The following is a 20,004-nucleotide window of genomic DNA, read 5'->3' as shown; positions in this document are numbered from 1 at the left end:
ACCCGGCACCACCCCACCGGACACCACACCACCCAAACCCGCCAACAACTCCCCACGCCCCACACCCACCACCACCGCACGATGCGACAGAGCGGCACGTGCGGTGCCCAGGGAGTACGCCACGTCCAGGGGGTCGGCCTCGTGCGCGGAGACATGTGCGGCCAGCCGTTCGGCCTGGGCGCGCAATCCCTGCGCCGTCCGCGCGGAGAGCACCCACGGGAGGACCGGCAGCTCACGGACCGGCTCCACCGCCGGAGCCTTCGCCCCGGCCGCCTCCGCCCCGGCCGCCTCCGGCTCCGGTGCCTGCTCCAGTACGACATGGGCGTTGGTGCCGCTGACACCGAACGAGGACACACCGGCCCGGCGCGGCCGTCCGGTCTCCGGCCACCGCCGCGTCTCGGTCAGCAGCTCGACCGCGCCCGCCGACCAGTCGACGTGCGGGGTCGGCTCGTCGACGTGCAGGGTGCGGGGCAGCACGCCGTGCCGCATCGCCTGCACCATCTTGATCACACCCGCCACACCCGCGGCAGCCTGCGTATGACCGATGTTCGACTTCACCGAACCCAACAACAGGGCCCGCTCACGGCCCTGCCCATAGGCCGCCAGGAGCGCCTGCGCCTCGATCGGGTCACCCAGCCTCGTGCCCGTACCGTGCGCCTCCACCGCGTCCACCTCGGACGCCATCAGACCCGCGTCCGCCAGAGCACGGCCGATCACCCGCTGCTGGGAAGGCCCGTTGGGGGCGGTCAGGCCGCTGCTGGCGCCGTCCTGGTTGATCGCGGTGCCGCGGACGACGGCCAGCACGGGGTGGCCGTTGCGGCGGGCGTCGGAGAGGCGTTCCAGGACCAGCAGTCCGGCGCCCTCGGCGAAGCCGAAGCCGTCGGCCGCCGCGGCGAACGCCTTGCAGCGGCCGTCGGCGGCCAGCGCGCGCTGGCGGCTGTACTCGGTGAACACCGCCGGGGTGGACAGCACGGTCGCGCCGCCCGCCAGCGCCATCGAGCACTCGCCGTCGCGCAGCGACTTCACCGCCAGGTGCAGGGCGACCAGCGACGACGAGCAGGCGGTGTCGACGGAGAGCGCCGGGCCCTCCAGGCCCAGGGTGTAGGCGACGCGGCCGGACAGCACGCTGGGCGAGGTGCCGGTGACGAGGTAGCCCTCCAGCTGGGTGCCGGCCGCGCCCGCGATGTCGGAGTAGTCCTCGCTGCTGAACCCGACGAACACACCGGTGGCGCTGGAGCGGAGGGTGTCCGGGTCGATCCCGGCGCGCTCCAGGGCCTCCCACGCGGTCTCCAGGACCAGCCGCTGCTGCGGGTCCATGGCCAGTGCCTCGCGGGGGCCCACCCGGAAGAACCCGGCGTCGAAGTCGGCGGCGTCGGTGAGGAAACCGCCCTCCCTGGCGTAGGAGGTGCCGGGGCGGTCGGGGTCCGGGTCGTAGACCGAGGCCATGTCCCAGCCGCGGTCGTCGGGGAACGCGGCGACCGCGTCCCGCTCGGCGGCGACCAGGTCCCACAGGTCCTCGGGCGCCTTGACGCCGCCGGGGTAGCGGCAGGCCATGCCGACGATCGCGATGGGCTCGCGGTCGCGTTCCTCCGCCTCCCGCAGCTTGCGCCGGGCCGTCTGGAGGTCGCCGGTGACCTGCTTGAGGTAGCTGAGCAGCTTCGCCTCTTCGGCCGTCGGCCGGCCCGCGGGACCGTCGGTCTGCTTCGTCACGCTATCCCCCGGTCGATCAGGTCGAACAACTCGTCCGCCGTGGCGGTCTCCAGCTCCGTCGCCCCGGTCCGGGCGTCCGGAGCGGTGCCCTCCCAGCGGGCGGCCAGCTCGCGCAGCTGGGCGGCGGCCCGGGTGCGGTCGGCGCTGTCGGCGGGCAGGGCGGTGAACTCGGCGTCCAGCCGGGCCAGTTCGGCGGCGATCCGGTCGGCCGGGGCCTGCTCGGGCTCGCTCGGCAGCAGGGTGCCGAGCAGGTGCCCGGCGAGCGCGTCCGGGGTCGGGTGGTCGAACACCAGCGTCGTCGCCAACCGCAGCCCGGTCGCGGCGCCGAGCCGGTTGCGCAGCTCGACGGCGGTGAGCGAGTCGAAGCCCAGCTCCTTGAAGCCGCGTGCGGAGTCCACCGCGTCCGCCCCGGTGTGGCCGAGCACGTCGGCGATGTGACCGCGCACTACGTCGAGCAGGGCGTGGGCGCGTTCGGTGGCGGGCAGTGCGGTGATCCGGGCGAGCAGCCCGGCGCCGTCGTCGGCGGGGCGGGCGGCCCGTGCGGCGGGCGCGGCCGGGGCAGCGGTCAGTGCGCGCAGCAGGTGGGGTGCGGTCCCGGCGCGCGGGGCGGCGAGGTCGAGGCGGGCGGTGACGGTCACCGCGTTCCCGGTGCGGGTCGCCGCGTCGAACAGCGCCAGGCCCTCGGCGGTGGCCATCGGGACGATGCCGCCCCGGCCGGCCCGTGCCACGTCAGCGGCGTCGAGGTGTCCGGTGAGGCCGGTGGCGTCCGCCCACAGCCCCCAGGCCAGGGAGGTCGCGGGCAGCCCTTCGGCACGGCGGCGCTCGCCGAGCGCGTCGAGGAAGGCGTTGGCTGCGGCGTAGTTGGCCTGGGCGGGGGTGCCGAGGGTGGCGGCTGCCGAGGAGAACAGGACGAAGGCGGCCGGGGCGAGGCCGCGGGTCGCCTCGTGCAGGTGCAGTGCGGCGTCCGCCTTGGGCCGCAGCACGGCGGGCAGCCGGTCGGCGGTCAGTTCGGTGAGCACGCCGTCGTCGAGGGCGCCCGCGGTGTGCACGACGGCGGTCAGCGGGTGCGCGGCGGGCAGCTGCGCGAGCAGGTCGTCGACGGCGGCCCGGTCGGTGACGTCGCACCGGGCGAACCGTACGGTGGCGCCCGACTCGGCGAGTTCCGCGACGAGTTCGGCCGCTCCGGGGGCGTCCTCGCCGCGCCTGCTGGCGAGCACCAGGTGGCGGGCGCCGTGTGCGGCGACCAGGTGGCGGGCCAGCAGGCCGCCGAGCACGCCCGCGCCGGTGAGCAGGACGGTGCCGTCGGCGTACGGGGCGACGGTGAGCACGATCTTGCCGGTGTGCCGGGCCTGGGCCATGTACCGCAGGGCGGTGCGGGCGTCGGCCAGCGGCCAGCTGCGGACCGGGAGTTCGCGCACCTCGCCCGCCACCGCCTGGGCGACGACCTCGGTGAGCAGGCTCTGGATGCGGTCGTGTCCCGCGTCCATCAGGTCGAAGGCCCGGTAGGTGATGCGGGGGTGGGCGGCCGGGTCGCGGCGGTCGGTCTTGCCCAGTTCGACGAACCGGCCGCCGTCGGCGAGCAGTTCGAGGGAGGCGTCGGTGAGTTCGCCCGCCAGGGAGTTGAGGACGACGTCCACGGCGGGGAAGCGGGTGGCGAACTCGGTGGTGCGAGAGGAGGCGATGTGGTCGTCGTCGAGACCGGCGGCGCGCAGCACGTGGTGCTTGCCCGTGCTCGCGGTGCCGAACACCTCGGCGCCGAGCTGCCGGGCGAGCTGGACGGCCGCCATGCCGACCCCGCCCGCGGCGGCGTGCACGAGCACCTTGTCGCCGGGGCGTACGGCGGCGAGGTCGACCAGCGCGTAGCGGGCGGTCGCGAACGCCGAGGGCAGTGCCGCGGCCCGCACCGCGGACCAGCCGTCGGGGACCGGTACGACGAGCCTGTGGTCGACCACGGCCAGCGGCCCGAATCCGCCGGGCACCATGCCGCACACCCGGTCGCCCACGGCGAGGCCGGTCACCTCGGGGCCGGTCTCGACGACGGTGCCCGCGGCCTCCGAGCCGAAGGCCTCGACCTCGTCGGGGTACATGTCCAGGGCGCACAGCACGTCGCGGAAGTTGACGCCGGCCGCGCTGACGGCGATCCGGACCTGGCCGGGTGCCAGCGGTGCGGCGGCGGTGGGTGCGGGGACGGCGTCGACGCCGTCGACGGTGCCGGGCCGTACCACGGCCAGCCGCCAGGTGTCGGTCCCGGCGGGCGGGCGCAGGGTGTCGTCGGCGGCCCTGGCGAGGCGTGCGGCGTACCGTTCGCCCTCGCGGAGCGCGGACTGCGCCTCGTCGCCCACGGCCGGTACGGCGCGCAGGGACGCGGCGGTGCCGTCGGTGTCGACGAGGAGGAACCGGTCGGGGTGTTCGGTCTGTGCGGAGCGTACGAGTCCCCAGACGGCGGCGGCGGCCGGGTCGGGTGCCTCGCCGGGGCGGGCGGCGACGGCACCGCGCGTCACGACGGCGAGCCGGGCGTCGGCGCAGCGCGGGTCGGCGAGCCAGTCGTGCAGCAGGCCGAGCACCTCGGCGGTGGCCCGGTGGGCGGCGGCGGCAGAGTCGTGGTCGGTGCCTTCGGTGGTGCCCGCCACCAGTGCGAGGACGAGTTCGGGTACGACGGCGAGGCCGGCGAGCGTGGCGGCGCGGGGCGCGTCGGGTCCTGCCGTTTCGAGGCCGGCCGCATCCTCGCCGAGGACGGCGAAGGGTGCGGCGGGTGCGGGTGCGGCGGGCTGCCAGTCCACCCGGAACAGGGCGTCCCGGGTGCCGGCCGCGGTCGCGGCGCGCAGCAGGTCGGCGGAGGCGGGCCGCAGCCGCAGCGCGCCGAGTGCGACGACGGGGGTGCCGTCGGGGTCGGTGGCGGTGAGCCGCACCTCGTCGGCGGCGACGCGCTCGGTGTGCACCCGCAGCACCCGGGCGGTGCTCGGGCGGACGGTGACGTCGTGCCAGGAGAAGGGCAGCAGCAGCGGGGCGCCCTCGGGGCCGGTGGCGAGGTGGGCCTGGGTGGCGGCGTCCAGCAGGGCCGGGTGCACGGCGAAGCCCGCCGCGTCGACGGCGGCGTCGAGCTCGACCTCGGCGAACGTCCCCGAGTCGCCGTGCCACAGGGCGCGCAGCCCCTGGAAGGCGGGCCCGTACCCGAAGCCGCGTGCGGCGAGCCGGTCGTAGATCCCGTCCAGCGGGACGGGCCGGGCGCCGGCGGGCGGCCAGGGTGCCGGGGTGCGGGCGGTGTCCGCCGGGGCCGGGGCGTCGGGCGTCCCGGGCGGGGCGAGGACGCCCGAGGCGTGCGCGGTCCAGCCGCCGTCCGCGTCGCCTCCGGTGCGGGCGTGCACGAGGACGGTGCGGCGGCCCTCCTCGTCGGCGCCGCGCACGGTCACCCGCAGTGCGAGTCCGTCGGCGGGGACGCCGAGGGGGGCGGCCAGGGTGAGTTCCTCGACCTGCCCGCTGCCCAGCCGGGCGCCCGCGTGGGCCACCAGTTCCAGTACGGCCGTGCCCGGCACGAGGACCGTGCCCAGCACGGCGTGGTCGGCCAGCCAAGGGTGGGTGTCGGGGGCGAGGCGCCCGGAGAGCACCAGGCCGCCGTCGTCGGGCAGTTCGACCTCGGCCCCGGCGAGGGGGTGGCCGCCCGCGAGCAGGCCGACGGCGGCGAGGTCGCCCGCACCCGGTGTGCCGGGGGCGAGCCAGTAGCGCTCGTGCTGGAAGGCGTACGTGGGCAGCTCGACCGGTCGGGCGCCGGTGGCCCCGAACAGCGGGCTCCAGTCGACGGGCACGCCGGCGGCGGCCACTTCGGCGAGGGAGGTGGTGAACCTGAGCAGGTCGCTCTCGTCCCGGCGCAGGGTGGCGGCGACGCGCAGTTCCAGGCCCTGGGCCTCGGCGGTCTGCTGCATGGCGACGGTCAGTACGGGGTGCGGGCTCACCTCGACGAACCCGCGGTGGCCCTCGTCGAGCAGCCCGCGTACGGCGTCGGCGAAGCGCACCGGCTCGCGCAGGTTGCGGTACCAGTAGCGGGCGTCGAGTTCGCCGCCGTCGACCCAGTCGGCGGTCACCGTGGAGTACAGGGGCACGTCGCTGTCGCGGGGCCGTACGCCCTTGAGGTCGGCGAGCAGCCGGGAGCGGACCGCTTCGACCTGCGGGGAGTGCGAGGCGTAGTCGGCGGCGACGCGGCCCGCGCGCAGGCCCTCGTCGTCACAGAGGTCGAGCAGTTCCTCCAGGGCCTCGCGGTCGCCCGCGACGACCAGGGAGCGCGGGCTGTTGACGGCGGCCACGCCGAGCTTGCCGGGCCAGCGTTCCACCATCTTCTCGACGTCGGCGGCGGGCGCCGACACGAAGCCCATGCCGCAGCGGCCGGGCAGGTCCACCACGGCCTTGGCGCGCAGCGCGACGATCTTCGCGGCGTCGGCGAGGGTGAGTGCGCCCGCGACGCAGGCGGCGGCGATCTCGCCCTGCGAGTGGCCGACGACGGCGGCGGGCACCACTCCGTGCGCCCGCCACACCTCGGCCAGCGACACCATCAGTGCGAAGAGCACCGGCTGTACGACGTCCACCCGGCTCAGCGGCGGTGCGCCCTCGGTGCCGCGCAGGACGTCGACGACCGACCAGTCGAGGTGGGGGGCGAGGGCCTGTTCGCACTCGGCCATCCGCCGGGCGAACACCGGGGAGGTGTCGAGGAGTTCGACGCCCATGCCGAGCCACTGGCCGCCCTGCCCGGCGAACACGAACACCACGCGGCCGTCGGCCCCCGCGGTGCCGCGCACGACGTTCGGCTCCGTGCCGCCCGCGACGAGCGCGTCGAGTCCGGCGAGGAGTTCGTCCCGGTCGCGGCCGACGACGGCGGCCCGGTGGTCGAAGGCGGTACGGCGGGTGGCGAGCGTCAGGGCGACGTCGGCGGGGGTCAGCCGGGGGTCGGCGGCGACGTGGGCGCGCAGCCGGGCGGCCTGGTCGCGCAGCGCGGCCCCGGTGCGCGCGGACAGCGGCCACGGCACGGGCAGCGGTGCGGCGGCCGGACTCCGGTCGCCGGCAGCGGCGGTACCGGGCCCGGGTGCTGCTGCCGGTTCGGCGGCGGGGGCCTCCTGGACGATCACATGGGCGTTGGTGCCGCTCACCCCGAACGACGACACGCCGGCCCGGCGCGGCCGTTCGGCGTCGGCCGGCCATTCGCGGGCCTCGGTGAGCAGTTCCACGGAGCCCGCGACCCAGTCGACGTGCGGGGTGGGCGTGTCGATGTGCAGGGTCCTGGGGAGCAGCCCGTGGCGGAGCGCGAGGACCGTCTTCATGACGCCGCCGACGCCCGCGGCTGCCTGGGTGTGGCCGAGGTTGGACTTCAGGGAGCCCAGCCACAGCGGCCGGTCGCGGTCCTGTCCGTACGAGGCGAGCAGGGCCTGGGCCTCGATGGGGTCGCCCAGTTTGGTGCCGGTGCCGTGGCCCTCGACGGCGTCGACGTCGGCGGCGCGCAGTCCCGCGTCGGCCAGGGCCTGGCGCACCACGCGCTGCTGGGCCGCGCCGCTGGGCGCGGTCAGGCCGTTGGAGGCGCCGTCCTGGTTGATGGCGGAGCCGGGCAGCAGGGCCAGCACCTCGTGCCCGTTGCGGCGGGCGTCGGAGAGGCGCTCCAGCAGGAGTACGCCGACGCCCTCGGACCAGCCCAGTCCTTCGGCGGCGCGGGCGTAGGAGCGGCTGCGGCCGTCGGGCGAGAGGCCGCCCTGCTTGGTGAAGTCGACGAACAGCTCGGGTGTCGGCATGACGGTGGCGCCGCCCGCCAGCGCCATGGTCGACTCCCCCGAGCGCAGCGAGCGGATCGCGAGGTGGATGGCGACCAGCGAGGAGGAGCAGGCGGTGTCGACGGTGAGGGAGGGCCCTTCGAGGCCCAGTACGTAGGCGATCCGGCCGGAGAGGACGCTGGCGAGGCGGCCGGTCATGGCGTGCCCGTCGCCGCCCTCGGGGACGCCCGCGAGGAGCGAGGAGTACGTCTGGGCGTTGGCGCCGACGAACACGCCGACCCTGCCGCCGCGCCAGGAGCCGGGGGCGACGCCGGCGCGCTCCAGCGCCTCCCAGGAGGTTTCCAGGAGCAGCCGCTGCTGCGGGTCCATGAGCTGGGCCTCGCGCGGGCTGATGCCGAAGAACCCGGCGTCGAACCGGGCGACGTCGTCGAGGAATCCGCCGTGCCGGGTGCAGCTGGCCGCGGGTCCCGCGGGGTCGGCGAGTGCGGCGAGGTCCCAGCCGCGGTCCGTGGGGAACTCCGAGATGGCGTCGCGCTCCTGGGCGACGAGGCGCCACAGGTCGTCGGGGGTGCGCACCCCGCCGGGGTAGCGGCAGGCCATGCCGACGACGGCGATCGGGTCGTCGTCGGCGGCCCTGCGCGGCGGTTCCTCGTCGTCGGTTCCGGCGACCTGCTCGCCGCCCGCCGCGCCGGTCAGCACGTCGGCCAGGGCGCGTGCGGTCGGGTGGTCGTAGATGGCGGTGGTGGGCAGTTTGACGCCGGTGATCCGGCTGAGCCGCAGCAGCAGCTGCACTGCGGTCATGGAGCGCAGCCCCAGCTCGCGGATGGCCCGGTCGGGGGGTACGTCGGCGGCGGTGCCGAGGTCGAGGACCTCGGCGACCTGGGCCAGGACGAGGTCCAGGACGAGGCGGCGGCGCTCGGGCTCGGGCAGGCCGCCGAGGCGGTGGGCGAGTGCGGGCAGTGCGGCCGACGGAGTGGCGAGCGGTTCAGGCACGGGGGGTCCCCTCCAGCGGGTCCGGCAGCGTAAGGGCGAGGACGGGCAGGCCGGGATCGGCGAGCGCGGCGGCCAGCAGGGTGGCCGTGTCCGCCAGCAGGCGGTCGACGGTGGCCTGGTCGAGCACGGCGGCGCGGTGCACGACGTGCCCGGTGAGGCCGCCGTCGGGGTCCTCGACCAGGTGGACTTCGAGGTTCCAGCGGGCGTACACGCGCTCGCCCGAATACGGTTCGACGCGTGCGCCGGGCAGCCGCAGTTCGCCCAGTTCGACGTTGACGAGCTGGAAGACGACGTCGACCAGCGGTGTCCGTGCGTCGAGTCCGAGGCCCTCGGCGACCCGCTCCCAGGGCAGTGCCTGGTGGGCGTGGGCGTCGACGGTGGTGGTGTGCACCCGCTCCAGCAGTTCGGCGAAGGTGGGGTCGCCGCCGAGGCCGACGCGCAGCGGTACGAAGTTGGCGAAGAACCCGATGAGGGGTTCCACCTCGGCGCGGGTGCGGCCGGCCACGGGCGAGCCCACGGCGAGGTCGTCGACGCCGGTGGCCCGCGCCAGGGTCGCGGTGAACGCGGCCAGCAGCGTCATGTAGAGCGTGGCCCCGTGGGCGGCGCCGGTCTGCCGGGCGGCGTCGGCCAGTTCGGCGGGCAGGTGCCACTCGGTGAGCACTCCGGCGTCGAGCGGCGGTCCGGAGCCGTCGCCCGGTGCGGGCCGTGCGCCGGGCAGGGCGAGCGGGCGCAGCCCGTTCAGCTTCGCGCGCCAGTGGTCGAGCTGTTCGTCGAGGACGGCGCCGGTCAGCCAGGAGCGCTGCCAGGCCGCGAAGTCTCCGTACTGCACGGGCAGTTCGGGCAGTTTCGGCTCGCGCCCCTCGTGCAGCGCCGCGTAGGTCTCGGACAGTTCGCTCCACAGCACGCCCTGCGACCAGCCGTCGGTGGCTATGTGATGGACCGTCAGCAGGAGTACGTGGTCGTCGGCGGCGATCCGCAGCAGGGCGGGCCTCAGCACCGGGCCGTGCACCAGGTCGAAGGGCCGGGCCGCCTCGGCGCCCGCCGCCTCCCTGGCCGCCGCCTCGTCGGGCACGTCCACCGCGCGCAGTTCGATCGCGGTGGCGGGCCGCACCTCGGCCGTGGGCGGCTCGCCGGGGACGATCACGGTGCGCAGCACCTCGTGCCTGCGGACCACCTCGGTCAGTGCCCGCCCGAGCAGCGGCACGTCGAGCGCGCCGCCGATCCGCAGCGCCAGCGGGATCGTCCAGAGCGCCGCGTCCGGGTCGCTCTCGTGCAGCCGCCACAGCTGTTCCTGGGTGAGCGAGAGCGGCAGCGGCCCCCGCTCCCCGTCCTCGCCGCGTGCGGCGGGCAGCAGCGGCGGCACCGACGAGCGCGGGGCGAGGGCGACGACCTCGGCGAGCGCGCGCGGGGTGCGGTGGTGGAACAGTTCGCGCAGCGACACCTCGGCGCCCAGCACCTCGCGGATGCGCACGACGGTGCGGGTGGCGATGAGGGAGTGGCCGCCGAGGGCGAAGAAGTCGTCGTCGACGCCGACCTGCGCCACGTCCAGCACCTCGCGGAAGATGCCGCACAGCGCCTTCTCCTCGCCGCTGGCCGCCGCGGCGAAGCCGACGTCGAGGGCGCCGCGCAGATCGGGTGCGGGCAGCGCGCCGCGGTCGACCTTGCCGGTGGTGGTCAGCGGGAACGCGTCGAGGACGACGAACGCGGAGGGCACCATGTAGTCCGGCACGGCCTCGGCGAGGTGCGCGCGCAGCCGGGCGGGCAGGGCACCGTCGGTGCCGGGTGCGGCCACCACGTATCCGACGAGCCGCTTGACGCCGGGGGTGTCCTCGCGGGCGACGACCACGGCGCGGGAGACCTCGCGGTGGCGCAGCAGGACGGCCTCGACCTCGCCGAGTTCCACCCGGAAGCCGCGGACCTTGACCTGGTGGTCGAGCCTGCCGAGGAACTCCAGGGTGCCGTCCGGGCGCCAGCGGCCGAGGTCGCCGGTGCGGTAGAGGCGCGATCCGGGCGGCCCGAAGGGGTCGGGGACGAACTTGTCCGCGGTCAGTGCGGGCTTGCCGAGGTAGCCGCGGGCGAGCCCGGGTCCGGCGAAGCACAGTTCGCCCGCCACACCCACCGGGACGGGGCGCAGCGCCCGGTCGAGCACGTGGGCGCGGGAGTTGTCGACCGGCGCCCCGAGGTGTGCGGCGGCGGGCCAGTCGGCGACGTCGGCGGGCAGGGTGTAGGCGGTGACGACCTGGATCTCGGTGGATCCGTAGTGGTTGTGGATGCGCAGCCGGGGGCGGGCGGCGCAGAACTCGCGCAGCGCGCCGTCCAGCGACAGCGGTTCGCCCGCCTGCGACATGTGGCGCAGCGAGGTGAGCCGGGCGCGGCCCGCGTTGGCCTCCTCGGCCAGGGCGCGGATCATCAGGTTGGGTACGAAGATCTGCTCGATGGCCCGTTCGTCCAGCCAGCGGGCGAAGCGGGCGGGGTCGCGGCGCACTTCGTCGGAGGGGATCACCAGCGTCTCGCCGTAGAGCAGTGCGGAGAGCACCTCCTGCACCGAGACGTCGAAGGTGAGGGCGGTGAACTGGGCGGTGCGGGTGCCGGGTCCGCCGGGGACGGCCTTCTTCTGCCAGGCCAGCATGTTGACCACGCACCGGGCGGGCATGGCGATGCCCTTGGGGGTGCCGGTGGAGCCGGAGGTGTAGACGACGTAGGCGAGGGAGTCGGGGCCGGGTTCCCGCGCGCCGGCCGCTTCACCGGGTTCGGTGTCCGCGTCCGGCAGGGCGTCCAGCAGGACGAGGGCGGTCTCGTCGGCGAACACGGAGGCGTGGGCCCGCTCGGTGACGGCGACGGACAGGCCGGCGTCGTCCACGATGAGCCGGACCCGCTCGCGGGGGTGGGTCGGGTCGATGGGCACGTACGCCGCACCGGCCTTGAGGATGCCGATCAGGCCGACGATCATCGCGGTGCTGCGGTCCAGGCACAGGCCGACGAGGTCGTCGGGCCGTACCCCGCGGGCGCGCAGCAGGGCGGCGACCCGCTCGGCGGCCCGGTCGAGTGCGGCATAGCCGAGCGTGTCGTCGCCGCACTCCACCGCGCGGGCGTCCGGGGTGCGGGCGGCCTGTTCGGCGAAGAGGGCGGCGAGGGAGGCGTCCCGGTAGGGCACCGCCGTGTCGTTCCAGGCGGTCAGCAGTTGGTGGCGGTCGGCGTCGTCGAGGAGGGACAGCGCGGACAGCGGTGCGTCCGGGTCGGCGAGCGCGCCGCGCAGCACGACGGTGAGGTGGTGCAGCAGCCTGGTGATGGTCGCGGCTTCGAAGAGGGCCGTGGAGTGCAGGACGGTGCCGTGCACCCGGTCGCCGTCCTCGGTGAGGTGGACCTCCAGGTCGACGCGGGTGAAGGCGTGCTCGGTCAGGAGGGGTTCGAGGCGGGCACCGCCGAGGGCGTCGCCCTTGTCGCCGGGGGCCCGCATGAGCTGGAAGACCACTTGGACCAGGGGGTTGCGGGACAGGTCGCGCTCGGGTGCCAGGGCCTCCACGAGGTGCTCGAAGGGGAGGTCCTGGTGCTCCATCGCGCCGAGCGCCGACTCCTTCACCCGGCCGAGGAGTTCGCGGAAGGTGGGGTCGCCGGAGAGGTCGGTGCGCAGCACGGTCATGTTGACGAAGAAGCCGATCAGGCGCTCCACCTCGGCACGGGTGCGGCCCGCGACGGGGGTGCCGACGGCGACGTCTTCGGTGCCTGCGAAGCGGCCGAGGACGACGGAGAACGCGGCGAGCAGCGTCATGTAGAGGGTGGCGCCCTCGTCGTCGCCGAGCGCGCGGGCGGCCCGCACCAGGTCCCGCGGCAGTTCCCAGGAGCGGGAGGCGCCCGCGGAGCCGGCCACGGCGGGCCGGGGGTGGTCCAGGGGCAGTTCCAGCGGGCGGATCCCGGCCAGTTCGGAGCGCCAGTGCTCCAGGTGCTTCTCCAGCACCGCGCCGGTGAGGTGGGCGCGCTGCCAGGAGGCGAAGTCGCCGTACTGGATGGGCAGTTCGGGCAGTACGGGGGCACGGTCCGCCAGTGCGGCGGTGTACGCCTCGGCCAGTTCGCCCCACAGGACGGCGTGCGACCAGCCGTCGGTGGCGGCGTGGTGCACGGTGAGCAGGACGGCGTGGTCCTCGGGCGCGATCCGCAGCACCCGGGCGCGCAGCAGCGGGCCGCGGGCCAGGTCGAAGGGGTGCGCGGCGTCCCGGGCGGCGAGATCGAGCGCCTCGGCCTCGTCGGCCACCGCGGTGACGTCCAGCGGTATGCCGCCGGGCGGGCACACGACGGCCACCGGGGTGCCGCCCTCGTCGCGGAAGACCGTGCGCAGCGCCTCGTGGCGGTCGACGACGGTGGTGAGGGCCCGGCGGAAGGCGCCGGGGTCGAACGGGCCGCGGGCCCGGACGCCCATGGCGACGTTCCAGAAGCCGCTGTCGGGGGTGAGCCGGTCGAGGAACCACAGCCGCTGCTGGGAGAAGGAGAGCGGCCCGGTGCCGTCGCGCGGCACGGGGCGGATCACCTCGGCGCCGGTGACGAGTTCACCGGCCGCGCCGGCCATCCGGCGCGGGGTGCGCAGCTCGAAGAGGGACTGCAGGGCGACGTCGGGGCCGAAGCGGGCCCGGATCTTGGCGATGGCCCGGGTGGCGAGCAGGGAGTGCCCGCCGAGTGCGAAGAAGTCGTCGTCGGCGCCGACCCGTCCGGCTTCGAGGACCTCGGCGAAGATCTCGCAGAGCACCTTCTCGGGCTCGGTGGCGGGCGGGGTGTAGACGCTCTCGGCGACGGAGCGCTCGTCGGGTGCGGGCAGCGCCCGGCGGTCGATCTTGCCGGTGGTGGACAGCGGGAACGCGTCGAGCGCCACGAAGGCGGCGGGCACCATGTAGTCCGGTACGCCGCCGGCGGCGTGGGCGCGCAGTGCGGGCAGGACGCCCGCGTCGCCGCCGGGCTCCAGCACCACGTAGGCGACCAGCCGTTTGTCGCCGGGGGTGTCCTCGCGGACGGCGACGGTGACCTGGGAGACGGCGGGGTGGCGCAGCAGCACGGCCTCGATCTCGCCGAGTTCGACGCGGAAGCCGCGGATCTTGACCTGGGCGTCGATGCGGCCGAGGAACTCCAGCGCGCCGCCGGGCAGCCACCGCACGACGTCGCCGGTGCGGTACATCCGGGCGCCGGGCGGACCCCACGGGTCGGGGACGAACTTCTCCGCGGTCAGCTCGGGCATCCCGACGTAGCCGCGGGCCACCCGGGGCCCCGCGACGACGAGTTCGCCGGAGACGCCCAGCGGGACGGGGTCGAGGCCGGCGTCCACGACGTACACCCGGGTGTTGTCGATGGGGGCGCCGATCGGGACGCGGGAGCCGGCCAGCACGAAGCCGGGTTCCATCGGGAAGAGGGTGGCGAACGCGGTGGCCTCGGTGGGCCCGTAGGCGTCGACCACGGTCAGATGCGGGTGGGCGGCCATCACCCGGGCGACGATCTCGCCGGAGACGGCCTCGCCGCCGGTGAGTACCTCGCGCAGCCCCGCGAAGCAGGGCAGGCACTCCTCGACGAGGAGGCTGAAGAGCGGTGCGGGCAGGCACATCGCGGTGACGCCGTGCTCCCGGATCAGCCGGTCGAAGGTGCGCGGCTCCACGTGTTCGTCGGCGGCGATCACGATCTGCTTGCCGGCCAGCAGGAACGGCCACAGTTCGTAGGTGGAGATGTCGGTGGCCAGCGGGTAGTGCAGCAGCACCCGTTCGTGGTTGCCGCCCTGCCAGCGGCGGTCGGCGGCGAGCACGACGACGTTGCGGTGGGTGACCGCGACGCCCTTGGGTTCGCCGCTGGAGCCGGAGGTGTAGATGACGTAGGCGGTCGTGTCGGGGTGCGGGTCGATGCCCGGGTCGGTGTCGGGGGCGTCGCCGGGACGGGCGGCGTCGAGCACCGTCACCGCTTCGGTGCCGGGCACCGGGCGGTCGGCGATGACGACGCGCAGGCCGGAGGTGGTGACGATGCGTTCGGTGCGGCCCGGGGGGTTGCGCGGGTCGAGCGGGACGTAGGCGGCACCGGCCTTGAGCACGCCGAGGACGGCCGCGACCATGTCGGTGGAGCGGCCGGTGGCCACGCCGACGCTCTCGTCGGCGCCGACGCCGTGCGCGCGCAGGACGTGCGCGAACCGGTTGGCCCGCCGGTCGAGTTCGGCGTACGTCACCCGCTCGTCGCCGCACACCAGCGCCACCGCGTCGGGGGTGCGGGCGGTCTGTTCGGCGTACAGCCGGGGCACCGAGCCCTCGGGCAGCGGGGCCGCGGTGTCGTTCCACTCGGTCAGCACCCGGTGGCGGTCCGCGTCGTCGAGCATCGTCGCGGCGGACAGCGGCCGGTCGGGGTCGGCGAGTACCTGGGCGAGGACCACGGTGACGTGGTGCATCAACTGGCGGACGGTGTCGGCGTCGAAGAGGTCGGCCGCGTGCAGGACGGTGGCGGTGACCCGGCCGGCCGTCTCGACGGCGTGCACTTCGAGGTCCATCCGGGTGTGGCCGTGGTCGAGGCCGAAGTGGGTGACCTCCGCGCCGCCCCAGGACTGCTGCCCGGGTGCCCCGTCGAGGAGCTGGAAGGCCACCTGGGCCAGCGGGCCGCGGGAGAGGTCGCGGTGCGGGCGCAGCCGCTCCACCAGGTGCTCGAACGGTACGTCCTGGTGGTCGACGGCGCCGATGGCCGCTTCCCGCACCCTGCCGAGGAGTTCGCGGAAGGTGGGGTCGCCGGAGGTGTCGGTGCGGACCACGACGAGGTTGACGAAGAAGCCGATGAGGGATTCGACCTCGGCGTGGGTGCGTCCGCTGGTGGGCGAGGCGACCGCCACGTCGTCGGTGCGCGCGTACCGGGACAGTACGACGGTGAACGCGGCCAGCAGCGTCATGTAGAGGGTCGCGCCCTCGTCGTCGCCGAGCGCGCGGGCGGCCCGCACCAGGTCGGCGGGAACCTCCCACGGCACGGTGCCGGTCCGGCCGGTGGCGACGGCGGGGCGGGCCTTGTCGAGCGGGAGTTCCAGCGGGCCGAGCCCGTCGAGCCGCTCCCTCCAGTACGCGGTGCGCCGCTCCAGCACCTCGCCGGTCAGCCAGTTGCGCTGCCAGACGGCGAAGTCGCCGTACTGGACGGGTGGTTCGGCCAGGGCGGTGCCGCTGTACGCGGCGCCGATCCCGGCCCACAGCAGGGCCTGGGACCAGCCGTCGGTGGCGATGTGGTGGACGGCGACCGCCAGGACGTGGTCGTCGGGGGCCAGCCGCAGCAGGGTGGCGCGCAGCAGCGGCCCGGTGGCCAGGTCGAAGCCGTCGGCGAACGCGGCGGAGGCCGCGGCGCGGGCGGCGTCGGCGTCCGGGACGTCGACGACGGGCAGCGCGACCGGTGCGGGGTCGCGCACGAGCGCACCGGGGACGCCGTCCTCGACGGTGAAGACGGTGCGCAGGGCCTCGTGGCGGGCGACGACGGCGGTCAGGGCGGCGGCGAGGCGGTCCGGGTCGAGGTCGCCGCGCACCCGTACGGCGCCGCCGGAGGCGGCGGAGGCGCTGCCGGGAGCGAGCTGGTCGAGGAACCACAGCCGCTGCTGGGCGAAGGACAGCGGCAGCGGGCCGCCGCGCTCCACCGGGACCAGCGGCGGCGCGGTGCCGGCCGCCGTACGGGCCACCACGGCGGCCAGCGCGCGGGGCGTGCTGTGGTCGAAGACCTCGCGCAGCGGGACCTCGGCGCCCAGTGCACGGGCGATCCGGGCGACGACCCGGGTGGCGAGCAGCGAGTGCCCGCCGAGGGCGAAGAAGTTGTCCTCGGCGCCGACGTCGGGGACGCCCAGCACCTCGGCGAAGATGCCGCTGAGGATCTTCTCGGTTCCGGTGGCCGGGGCGGCGCGGCCGGTGGCCGGGGCCGCCTCGGGGGCGGGCAGGGCTGCCCGGTCGACCTTGCCGGTGGCGGCGAGCGGCAGGGTGTCGAGCAGGACGTAGGCGGTGGGCACCAGGTAGTCGGGCAGGGCTGCCGACGCGTGGGCGCGCAGGGCTGCGGCGTCCGGGGAGCTGCCGGGGCGCGGCACGGCGTAGGCGACGAGCTGCCTGCCGCCCGCCGCGTCGTCCCGTACGACGACGGCGACCCGGGCGACACCGGGGTGGGCGGCGAGGACGGTCTCGGTCTCGCCGGGCTCCACGCGGAAGCCGCGCAGCTTGACCTGTCCGTCGGCGCGGCCGAGGAACTCCAGGGTGCCCGCGGGCGTGCGGCGCACCACGTCGCCGGTGCGGTACATGCGGGTGCCGGGCGGGCCGAACGGGTCGGGCAGGAACCGCTCGGCGGTGTCCGCGGGGCGTCCGGCGTAGCCGCGGGCCAGACCGGGGCCCGCCACGTACAGCTCGCCGGGGACGCCGGTGGGCACCGGGCGCAGCCGGTCGTCCAGGACGTAGGCGCCGGTGTTGTCGAGCGGGGTGCCGATGGGCACGCGGCCGGCCGGGTCCGGGTCGCCGGGGGCGAGGGCGTGGACGGTGGCGAAGGTGGTGGTCTCGGTGGGGCCGTAGCCGTTGAGGACGGTCAGGCCGGGGTGGGCGGCGCGCACCCGGGCGACGGTGGCGGGCCGGACCGCGTCGCCGCCCGCGATGACCGCGTGCAGGCCCGCGAGGCAGTCCACGTCCTCCTCGGCGACCAGGTCGAACAGGCCGGAGGTCAGCCACAGGGCGGTGACGCCGTGTGCGGCGACGGCCCGCGCGACGGCCCGGGGCCCGATCGCGCCGGGCGGGGCGACGACCACGCGGCGGCCGGAGAGCAGTGGCGACCACAGTTCGTAGGTCGAGGCGTCGAAGGCGTACGGGGAGTGCAGCAGGACGCGGGCGTGCGCCCCGCCCGCCCAGCGTCCGTCCAGGGCGAGGGCGGCCACCGCGCGGTGCGGTACGGCGACGCCCTTGGGCGTGCCGGTGGAGCCGGACGTGAACATCACGTAGGCCAGCCCGTCGGGGTGGCCCGCGGTGTCGGGTGCGGTGTCCGGGAGACCGTCCGGGTCGGTGCGCAGGTCGGCCGACGGCAGGTCCTCGGCGCCGGGGACGGGCAGGTCGCGGTCGGTCAGCAGGAGTACGGCGCCGGTGGCGGCCAGGACGGTCCGGGTGCGCTCGGCGGGATTGCGCGCGTCCAGCGGGAGGTAGGCGCCGCCCGCCTTGAGCACGGCCAGTACGGCGACCACCAGGCGGGCGGAGCGGTCCGCGGCGAGGGCGACGACGTCCTGGGGTCGGACGCCGTTCCCGCGCAGCAGGTGCGCGAGCCGGTTGGCGGCCCGGTCGAGGGCGGCGTACGTCCAGCGGTCGGTGCCGTCGACGACGGCGACGGCGTCCGGGGTGCGGGCCGCCTGCGCGGCGAACAGCTCCGGCAGGGTGGCGTCGGGCAGCGGCACGGCGGGGCCGCGCGAGCCGGCCAGCAGGGCGGCCCGCTCGTCGGGGCCGGTCAGCGGCAGCGCGGACAGCGGTGTGTCCGGGGCCTTCGCCGCGGTCTCCAGGACGGTGGTGAGCTGCCGGGCGAGTCCTTCGACGGTCCCGGCGTCGAACAGGGCCCGGCTGTAGTTGACCAGTCCGCCGACCCGGCCGTCGCTCTCCTCGCCGAGGTAGACCTCCAGGTCCATGCGGGTGAAGGAGCGGTCGCCCGCGAAGGGTTCGGTGGTGGTGCCGGGGAACGGGGCGGGCCCGGCCATGGGGCCGGGTACGACCTGGAAGACGACCTGGGCCAGCGGGTTGCGGGACAGGTCGCGCTCGGGGACCAGCTTCTCGACCAGGTACTCGAACGGCACGTCCTGGTGGGCCATGGCGTCCACCGACGCGGTGCGCACCCGGTCGACGAGCTGCCGGAACGTCGGGTCGCCGGACAGGTCGGTGCGGGTCACGACGGTGTTGACGAAGAACCCGACGAGGTTCTCGACCTCGGCGACCGGGCGTCCCGCGACGGGCTGGGCGACGGCGACGTCCTCGGTGCGGGCGTGCCGTGCCAGTACGACGGTGAAGGCGGCCAGCAGCGTCATGTGCAGGGTGGCGCCCTGCTGCTCCCCCACGGTGCGGGCGGCGGCGACCGCGTCGGCGGGCAGCCGCCACATCACCGCGCCGCCCTCGGCGGACGCCACGGCGGGGCGGGGCCGGTCGAGCGGGAGGTCCAGCGGGGTGAGTCCGCGCAGGCTCTCGCGCCAGAACGCGAGGCGCCGGGCGAGTTCGGCGGGCGGCAGGGCGCGTCGCTGCCAGGCGGCGAAGTCGGCGTACTGGACCGAAAGTTCGGGCAGTTGCGCGTCGCGCCCTTCGGCCAGGGCGGCGTACTGGGCGGTGAGTTCGCCCCACAGCACGCCGTGCGACCAGCCGTCGGTGGCGATGTGGTGGACGGTGAGCAGCAGGATGTGGTGGTCGTCGGCCAGGCGCAGCAGGCGGGCGCGCAGCAGCGGCCCGGTGGCGAGGTCGAAGGGCCGGGCGCCCTCCTGGCCGGCCAGCCGCTCGGCCTCGGCCTCGTCGGCGACGTCCACGACGGGCAGCGGGACGGGCGCGGCGGGCAGTACGACGGCGGCGGGCACGCCCGCCTCGTCGGTGAAGACGGTGCGCAGGGTCTCGTGGCGGGCCACGGTCCGGCTCAGGGCCGGGCCGAGCAGGTCGGCGCGCAGCGGGCCGCGCACCCGGACGGCGGTGGCGAAGTTGTAGAAGGCGCTGCCCGGCATCAGCCGGTCCAGGAACCACAGCCGCTGCTGGGCGAACGACAGCTCCAGCGGCCGGTCGCGGGGCACCGGGGTGACGGTGTCCGTGCCGGTGGCAGCGGTACTGCCCTCGGGGGTCTTGCCGGTGCGTGCGCGCAGCCTGTGGAGGGCCGAGTCGAGACCCGGCCGTCGTCCCGTGCCACTGGTCATCCGCGCACTCCGGGCTCGTCGTCGCGGACGATGCCCCGGGACCGCATGAGTGCGGCCAGGTTGCGGTGGGTGCCCGAGTCGCTGCCCTCGAAGTCCTCGACGATCCGCCGTCGCATGGGCGCGGGCTTCTCCTGGCTGAGCTTGAACATCGTCTGCACCGATTCGACCCGTAGCTCGAAGGCGCCCACGCCGGGCGCGATCTTCCGGAAGTAGTCCACCGAGTCCTCCTGGTCCCAGCCCTTGCCGAACCCGGACTCCAGCCGTCGCGCGGTGTCCCGCACGATCGCCAGGATCTCGTCGGGGTCGGCGGTGGGGCGCAGCGTGCCGGTGATGTGCACGGCGGTGAAGTCCCAGGTGGGGGCGGCCGGGGTGACCCCGTACACGGTGGGCGAGACATAGCCGTGCGGGCCCTGGAACACGATGAGGGCGCGGTCGCCCTCGCGCATCGCGGTCCACTGCGGGTTCTGCACGTCCATGTGCCCGAGGAGGGTCGAGCCGGTGAGCGACCCGTCCTCGGCGACGGCTGTCTCGTCGGCGCCGTCGGGGCCGTGCCGGAACAGCACGGGGGCGTGGGTGCCCAGCGGGGCGGGTTCGCCCGAGGTGACGACCAGCGCGAGCGGGTTCGCCTTGATCATGGCCAGCACCGGGGCGGCCCGGTTGTCGGAGTACTGCGGGCGTTCGTGCACG

Annotated in this window: 4 protein-coding genes; all 4 read right to left on the bottom strand. The window is 75.8% G+C overall.

What is annotated here, in order from left to right:
* On the bottom strand, positions 1-1,710 hold a 1,710-nt coding region (locus tag ACFYVL_RS15550), incomplete at its 3' end, for a type I polyketide synthase (protein ID WP_389244815.1).
* Positions 1,707-8,450 (bottom strand): SDR family NAD(P)-dependent oxidoreductase, encoded by a 6,744-nt coding sequence (locus ACFYVL_RS15545; RefSeq protein ID WP_389244813.1) that lies wholly within the window; start codon positions 8,448-8,450, stop codon positions 1,707-1,709. The genes ACFYVL_RS15545 and ACFYVL_RS15550, both read right to left, overlap by 4 nt.
* Positions 8,443-19,317: an amino acid adenylation domain-containing protein gene (locus ACFYVL_RS15540; RefSeq protein WP_389244810.1), complete on the bottom strand. Its 10,875-nt coding sequence runs from the start codon at positions 19,315-19,317 to the stop codon at positions 8,443-8,445. The genes ACFYVL_RS15545 and ACFYVL_RS15540 overlap by 8 nt, the downstream gene beginning before the upstream one ends.
* Positions 19,314-20,003 carry an FMN-binding negative transcriptional regulator gene (locus ACFYVL_RS15535; protein WP_389244808.1) on the bottom strand — a complete coding sequence of 230 codons (690 nt, stop codon included), beginning with the start codon at positions 20,001-20,003 and terminating at the stop codon, positions 19,314-19,316. The genes ACFYVL_RS15540 and ACFYVL_RS15535 overlap by 4 nt, the downstream gene beginning before the upstream one ends.
* Position 20,004 lies beyond the last annotated feature (1 nt).

Origin of the sequence: Streptomyces sp. NPDC004111 (assembly GCF_042874215.1) — a bacterium.
Classification (GTDB): Bacteria; Actinomycetota; Actinomycetes; order Streptomycetales; family Streptomycetaceae; genus Streptomyces.
This window is presented reverse-complemented; position numbering and strand designations above follow the sequence as displayed.